The organism is Burkholderia sp. LMG 13014 (genome assembly GCF_905232215.1).
Classification (GTDB): Bacteria; Pseudomonadota; Gammaproteobacteria; order Burkholderiales; family Burkholderiaceae; genus Burkholderia.
In genome coordinates this window covers 1-6752 of the sequence record NZ_CAJNKE010000327.1, presented here as the reverse complement: position 1 = coordinate 6752, position 6752 = coordinate 1, and the positions used below count along the sequence as shown (strand labels likewise).

Below are 6752 nucleotides of genomic sequence, written 5' to 3'. Positions count from 1 at the left end.
CCCGGGAAGCAACCCGCGCGGTCAACACAATTCGGTCCATATGCCGGGCAACGCGAATCGCCTTTCGATAGTCCGCTCGTGGCCGCGCGGCACCAGTTACTCCCGAGCACCGATGTAGCCAGCCGAGAACGACCCCCAGCTTCTTGGTAGTTTGAAAGGGCAAAACGGCTACCGAGGTCTACTCCACCGGTGCAACAAGATGGGGGAAGACGCCTGTCTTGGCCTAAAACCTGGACGTTGCACAGTTTAACGACCTTTGTTACTCGCGGGGCACGGGAGCACGCACGCCAACAAGCGTATGGCGCCGTCGACACAGTAGTTCGAGTGCTTTCGGCGAAATATGGCAGGGACAAACCAACGACACTCGTTAGCGCCTCAGCCTGATTCGAGCCTAAAGCAGCCTTCCACGAGCATATTTCTAGTCCACGGTCACGACGACGCAGCACGCAAGGAAGTCACCCTCTTCCTGGAGCAGCTCGAACTCACCGCCGATCGTCCTGAGCGAACGCGTCACCCAAGTCGGTACCGTCATCGAGAAGATCGAGGCGAATCGCGACGTGGGTTTCGCGGTGGTACTGCTCAGTCCCGATGACGAAGGCCGCGCGAAGGATGGGGAACTGCAACCTCGGGCGCGGCAGAACGTGGTGCTGGCGCTTGGCAATTTCATGGCGCACCTCTCTCGTCTGAACATCCACCTACTCAGGCTTATCCCGGCAACTAACGAGGTATCCGGGACGTCGACCAACGTTGAGGAAGTCACACGAGAAGAAAAGGCCGGCAAAAAGCTGGCTTTTTCAATGTCCCATCCGCATCAGCACGACACGGACAAAACTTTTTAAGCTTACCACCGCATGCCGATAAAGCATAACGCGGCCTATCGGCCAATAAAGCATAACATGTCCAGGTGGCCAACTTATGCTTAACGGCACAGAAGCGCACGCAGCAGCCCGACGGCAGCTGGTGGGGCCGCTGGGGCACGAACTACATCTACGGTACGTGGAGCGTGCTGGCCGGCCTCGCGCTCGCCGGCGAGGACAAGTCGCAGCCGTACATCGCACGCGCGATCGAATGGCTGCGCTCGCGACAGCATGCGGACGGCGGCTGGGGCGAGACGAACGACAGCTACATCGACCCGAAGCTGAGCGGCACCAATGGCGGCGAGAGCACGTCGAACTTCACCGCGTGGGCGCTGCTCGCGCAGATGGCGTTCGGCGACTGCGAATCCGATTCGGTGAAGCGCGGCATCGCGTACCTGCAGTCGGTCCAGCAGGAAGACGGCTTCTGGTGGCACCGCTCGCACAATGCGCCGGGCTTTCCGCGCATCTTCTACCTGAAGTATCACGGCTACACCGCGTACTTCCCGCTGTGGGCGCTCGCGCGCTATCGGCGGCTGGCGGGTGCGGCGGCAGCGCGGGGTTCGGCCACGCGCGGTGCTGCGGCAGTCCCGGCGACGGACACGGCTGTCGCCTGAGCGGTGACGTGACGGCGCAACGCCGTCACACGAAGCCCTCTTCGACCAGCGTGCAGCCGCGCGCCGTGATCTCGTGCCGCTGGCCCGAGCCGTCGACCACGCGCCACCAGCTTGCGGATACGAGCACGGCTGCGGCGCCGTCCTCGCGCAGCGCATAGTCGAACCCGCCGTACATGCCCGGCACCGCGAACCATACGCGTTCGGCCTGCGCGTCGAGTTCAAGCAGCGGTTCGAGTTCGGGCAGGCGCAGCGCGTCGACGCGCAGGCGTGCGATACGGCCGAGCATCATCTCGTGGAAGTGGCGCTGGATGGCGCGCAGCGTATCGTCGGGCACGAAGCGTCGCGGCTGCGGCGTCAGCAGATCGATCAGGTGCCGATGCCCGCGCTGCTCGGCAATATCGACCGGACGCGCACCATGTGCATCGCGCAGCATGCGCCATGCGCCGAGCTGCAACAGTTCGGTGACGACCTCTTTCGGCGCACCGTTGTATGCCGCCTGATGCAGCGGTGTATAGAGCGACGTGCCACCCAGCCGAGTCGCGTTGACGAGCCTCGACTGTTTCGCAACGCAATCCAGCATCGTCGCCCAGTCGCCGTTGCGCGCCGCGTCGGCCAACGCGTGCCGGCTCGCCACCTCAGCATCGTGGAGCACATCGGCGCCCGTGATTCCATCCCATGTGATGCTCAATCGTTTCTCCTTTCGTCTTTCGCGCATCCACCGGCCGCGTCGTCCGCTCATCATAAGCGCTCGTCACGGCCGCGCACTCGCGACGCGAGCAGCGACGCCCGCAACCGCCAATCCGGGCTGCAATTGTGGAATCATGCGAACGCGCCGTCGGCGCGTTCATTTCACTTCGACGAAGGATGCCAGCCGTGCTCGACATTTCCACCATCACCGATGCCCTCACCCCGAACGGCGAACCCGTGCAATACCGCGTGCCGCCCGAGAAGCTGATTGCCGGCGACCCGCTGCAGACGCTCACCCCCGGCTTCACGAGCCCGTGCGGGCGCTTCTCGACCGGCATCTGGGAAAGCACGCCCGGCTGCTGGCGGGTCGCGTATACCGAAGCGGAATACTGCGAGATCCTGGCAGGCACGTCGGTGATCACCGACGAGGAAGGCAACGCGAAAACCCTTCGCACCGGCCATCGCTTCGTCATTCCGCCGGGCTTTCGCGGCACGTGGGAAGTCGTCGAACGCACGCGGAAGATCTTCGTCGCCTACGACGAGCAGCCGCCCGAATAAGCGGTGGCCGCGGCGCGACGCACGCAACATCGCGCCCCAATTTGCCGCGCATTTCCACGGCAATGACATGGCGCTGACACACGCGACCGGTAATTTCCGCTCGTCTCGTCCCGTGTGTCGCCATGCTTGCCCTGCTTCTCGCCGCCTTCTACGAAACCGCCCGCCAGGGGAGCGTGACCGCCGCCGCGAAGCGCCTCGACGTGAGCCAGCCGACGATCACGTCGCGCATCCAGCAGCTCGAACGCCATTACGGTGTCGAGCTGTTCCATCGCCGCGGCAACCGTCTCGACCTCAGCGACGCGGGCGCGTCGCTGATGCCGATGATCGGCCAGATGCTGCAGATGGAGAACGATATCGATTTCGCGCTGCGCAACGAGCGCGAACTGCATACCGGCAACCTGCGCGTCGGCACGACCGGCCCGTTCTACATCCTGCCCGCGATCGCCGCGTTCCGGCGCCAGTATCCGGCCGTGAGGATCAGCATCGAGATCGGCAACTCGCAGCAGGTGCTCGACGCGCTCGTCGATTTTCGCTGCGACGTCGCCGTGTCGTCGCAGCGCGACGACGATCCGCGTTTCGTGCGGCATACGATCGCGAACGATCCGCTCGTGCTGGTCGTGCACCGTTCGCATTGGCTCGCCGCGCGCGAGTCGGTCACGCTCGCCGCGCTGGCCGGCGAGACGCTGCTGCTGCGCGAAGCCGGTTCGCGCACGCGCGCGCTGATGGAGCACGTGCTGAAGCAAGCGGGCATCGGGCTGCCCGCGAACGCGATCGAGCTCGGCAGTCGCGAAGCGATCCGCGAAGCCGTGCGGCACGACATGGGCTGCACGCTGATGCCGCGCGGCGAGGTCGGCGCGCATCCGGAACTGCGCGCGGTCGCGTTCGCCGACGATCTGCCGCCGATGCACGAATACCTGTACTACCTCGACGCGCGCGCCGACACGCGGCTGATTACCGCGTTCATGGCCAACGTCGACCGCCACGACGCGCGCACGCCGGCCTGCGCGTAACGGCGCACGCGCTCACACCGTTTCGAACAGCTCCACGATCCGCCAGCCGCGGGCCGTCGCCAGCGCGCGCAACCGGTCGTCCGGATTGGTGGCGACCGCATCCGTCACTTGCTCGAGCAGCGGGATGTCGTTATGCGAATCGCTGTAGAACCAGCTGCGCTCGAAGTCGGACCACGCGAGCCCGAGCGACGCGAGCCACGCGTCGGTCCGCACGATCTTCCCTTCCCGATAGCTCGGCACGCCGGCCGGCCGCCCCGTATAGCGCGAATCCGGCCGCCCGTCGACGGTTTCGAGCTCGCACGCGATCAGGTGATCGATGCCGAACGCGCGTGCGATCGGCCGCGTGATGAACGCATTCGTCGCGGTGACGATGCAGCACAGGTCGCCGCGCGCGCGATGATGACGCACGAGATCGAGCGCCGCCGGCGAGATCGCGGGCCGCACGACGTCGGCCATGAAGCACGCATGCCAGTGCGCGAGCCGTTCCCGCGAATAGCGGGCGAGCGGCGCGAGCATGTTGCACAGGTGCGCATGGATGTCGAGCGTGCCGGCCGCATAGCCGGCCGAGAACGCGGCGTCGATGCGGGCGAATTCGGCCGCGTCGATGAGACCATGCTCGACCATGAAATGGCCCCAGGCCTGGTCGCTGTCGAACGGAATGAGCGTGAAGTCGAGATCGAAAAGCGCGAGTTGCGTCATCGAATGAAGCGTCGTGTGAACAGGAATGAATGAAAAACGCGCGGCCCCGTCGAATCGAGGCCGCGCACAAAAAGCCGCCGGCGCGGGTCGACGCGCCGGCGGCAACCGGTGATGCGACGCCGGCCGCCCGGCCGGCGCCGGTCAGCTGGACACGCCCATCGCCGGATCGCTGATGCTGTCCTTGCCGGTCTCGACCCGGCCCGCGAAGCGGCGCACGAGGCCGTTCTCGGCCGTCAGCGTGAAGTCGTACCAGCCGCTCGACGCCGCGAGCGTCCAGTACGGCTCGACCTGCATGCCGGCCGGCACCGAATAGCTCCACGGGCCGTCGGTGCGGTATGCGTTCGACGTGACCGTGACCTGGCTCGCCGCGTTGCCGACGTTCATGATCGTCAGGTACACGGCGTCGTTCGCCGGGTCGTAGCACACGCGGATCTCCGGCACCGGCCCGCTCGCGGCCTTCGCGACGTTGCCCTGGAATTCGCGCAGGAAGCCATTCGGCCCGAGCACCCACAGGTCGTAGTTGCCCGCATCGTCGGCCACCGCGCGCCACGAATCCGACAACTGCTTGCCCGCCTCGACCGTATAGCGGCGCGGCGCGCGATCGAGATGCAGCTTGTCGTACACATGGAACACCGCACCGGCCGTGCCCGTATTGCTGAACGTGAGCCACACCAGCCCGCCCGACACGTCGGCGCTCGCGCTCGTGTGCAGCTCGTACGGCAGCGCGCGCGACGGGCGCGTGCCGGCCGGCTGCGTCGGCATCTGCTGCGCGCTGACCGACGGCACCGGCACCGCGCCCTGCAGGCTTTGCTGCACGTGCTGCGCATCGGCCGCGGCCTTGGTCGGCGCCGGGAACGACGTCGCCGGGTTGCCGTTCGGGTTCTTGAAGTTGAAGGCCGACGTCAGGTCGCCGCACACCGCGCGACGCCACGGGCTGATGTTCGGCTCCTGCACGCCGAAGCGCTGCTCGATGAAGCGCAGCACCGACGTATGGTCGAACACCTCGGAGTTGACCCAGCCGCCCGTGCTCCACGGCGATACGACGAACATCGGTACGCGCGGGCCGGGCCCGTACGGGCGGCCGTCCGGCGCGAGCGGCGACGAATCGCCGGGCGGGTTCGGCAGCGTGAAGTATTCGTATTGCGTCGTGACGGTCGATTTGCCCGCATAGGTGCCGTCCGCGTTGCGCGACGGCGCGTTCGGCGGCGGCATGTGATCGAAGAAACAGTCGTTCTCGTCGTAGTTCACGATGAGCACGGTCTTGCTCCACACGTCCGGGTTCGCGGTCAGCGTGTCGAGCAGGCGCTGCAGGTAGTACGCGCCCTGCCCCGGCGTCGACGCGCCCGGGTGCTCGCAGTACGCGGTCGGCGACACGATCCAGCTCACCTGCGGCATCCGGTTCGCCGCGATGTCGTCGGCGAGCGACTGCAGGAAGCCGCCGTCGGGCATCGTGTTGCCGATCCCCTTGTACAGCGGCGACAGCGCTTCCATCGCCGGCGTATAGGGCGCGTTCGGCGAGCCCGGCACCGTCTCGTTGACCTTGCGGAACGCCGCGAAGCCCGCGAGCGGGTTGTCGGTGTAGTTGTCCGGCATGTTCTGGTAGACCTTCCAGCTCACGCCGGCCGCCTGCAGGCGCTCCGGGTAGGTCGTCCACGTCAGGCCCGTCTTCGACGAACCGAGGCCGTCCCAGCCGTCGTTGTTCACGACGGCCGTGTTCGAGCCCGTCGGGCCGTTCGTGCCGGTCCACAGGAAGATCCGGTTCGAGTTGGTGCCGCCATGCAGCGAGCAGTGGTACGCATCGCACAGCGTGAACGCGTTCGCCAGCGCGAAGTGGAACGGCAGGTCGGACTGCCGCAGGTAGCCCATCGACGCGTCGCCCTTCGACGCGGGCCACGCGGTCATCCGGCCGTTGTCCCAGGCCGAGTGCGAATCGGTCCACGAGTGTGCGCCGCCGACGAGCAGCGCGTTGCCCTTCGTGCTGTCGAGGTAGAACGGCAGCACCGGGCGCTTGCCGTCGCTCTGCTGCCACACGGGCGTGCCGCCCGGCTGCGGGATCGTCAGGCGGTCGCCGAAGCCGCGCACGCCCGGCATCGTGCCGAAGTAATGATCGAACGAGCGGTTTTCCTGCATGAAGATCACGACGTGCTGCACGTCGTTGATCGTGCCGGTCTGGTTGTTGGCCGGAATCGCAAGCGCGCGCCGGATCGCCGGCGGGAACATCGAGAAGGCCGTGCCGGCGGCGGCGGCACGGAGAAACGAACGGCGGTCGATGGAAGTCATGGTCGAGAAGGAAGGTCGTCCCGGAAAGGCGCGCGCGTCACGGCGCG

Annotated in this window: 6 protein-coding genes and 1 pseudogene; 4 read left to right on the top strand and 3 right to left on the bottom strand. The window is 66.6% G+C overall.

What is annotated here, in order from left to right:
- Nucleotides 1-491 precede the first annotated feature (491 nt).
- A complete protein-coding gene (locus tag JYJ84_RS24905) occupies nucleotides 492-839 on the top strand; it encodes a TIR domain-containing protein (protein WP_307872170.1) in 348 nt (115 codons plus the stop codon).
- 92 nt (nucleotides 840-931) lie between these two features.
- Nucleotides 932-1471: pseudogene (locus JYJ84_RS24900) on the top strand (prenyltransferase/squalene oxidase repeat-containing protein); the annotation flags it as partial.
- Nucleotides 1472-1496: 25 nt separating this feature from the next.
- On the opposite strand, the gene JYJ84_RS24895 reads toward JYJ84_RS24900, so the two are convergent.
- Complete coding sequence (locus JYJ84_RS24895) at nucleotides 1497-2159, bottom strand: ankyrin repeat domain-containing protein (RefSeq protein ID WP_175223465.1); 663 nt, start codon at nucleotides 2157-2159, stop codon at nucleotides 1497-1499.
- 185 nt (nucleotides 2160-2344) lie between these two features.
- On the opposite strand from JYJ84_RS24895, the gene JYJ84_RS24890 reads away from it, so the two are divergent.
- Both JYJ84_RS24890 and JYJ84_RS24885 read left to right on the top strand, forming a co-directional pair.
- On the top strand, nucleotides 2345-2716 hold the full coding sequence (locus JYJ84_RS24890) for a cupin domain-containing protein (protein ID WP_374102129.1): 372 nt from the start codon (nucleotides 2345-2347) through the stop codon (nucleotides 2714-2716).
- Between the two features lie 122 nt (nucleotides 2717-2838).
- On the top strand, nucleotides 2839-3726 hold the full coding sequence (locus tag JYJ84_RS24885) for a LysR substrate-binding domain-containing protein (protein WP_122950090.1): 888 nt from the start codon (nucleotides 2839-2841) through the stop codon (nucleotides 3724-3726).
- Nucleotides 3727-3738: 12 nt separating this feature from the next.
- Here JYJ84_RS24885 and JYJ84_RS24880 read toward each other — a convergent pair whose 3' ends face one another.
- Together JYJ84_RS24880 and JYJ84_RS24875 are read right to left on the bottom strand one after the other, a co-directional pair.
- Nucleotides 3739-4425, bottom strand: coding sequence for an HAD family phosphatase (locus tag JYJ84_RS24880; RefSeq protein ID WP_122950091.1), 687 nt, complete (start codon nucleotides 4423-4425; stop codon nucleotides 3739-3741).
- A 141-nt stretch (nucleotides 4426-4566) separates the two neighbouring features.
- The gene (locus tag JYJ84_RS24875; protein WP_122950092.1) at nucleotides 4567-6705 is read right to left on the bottom strand and encodes a phosphocholine-specific phospholipase C; all 2139 of its coding nucleotides are present in this window, start codon (nucleotides 6703-6705) and stop codon (nucleotides 4567-4569) included.
- Nucleotides 6706-6752: the final 47 nt, after the last annotated feature.

What these genes read in the sequence shown, in the direction of transcription:
- JYJ84_RS24880 (WP_122950091.1), bottom strand. Translation starts at nt 4,425, where the DNA reads ATGACGCAACTCGCGCTTTTCGATCTCGACTTCACGCTCATTCCGTTC.
- JYJ84_RS24875 (WP_122950092.1), bottom strand. Translation starts at nt 6,705, where the DNA reads ATGACTTCCATCGACCGCCGTTCGTTTCTCCGTGCCGCCGCCGCCGGC.
- JYJ84_RS24885 (WP_122950090.1), top strand. Translation starts at nt 2,839, where the DNA reads ATGCTTGCCCTGCTTCTCGCCGCCTTCTACGAAACCGCCCGCCAGGGG.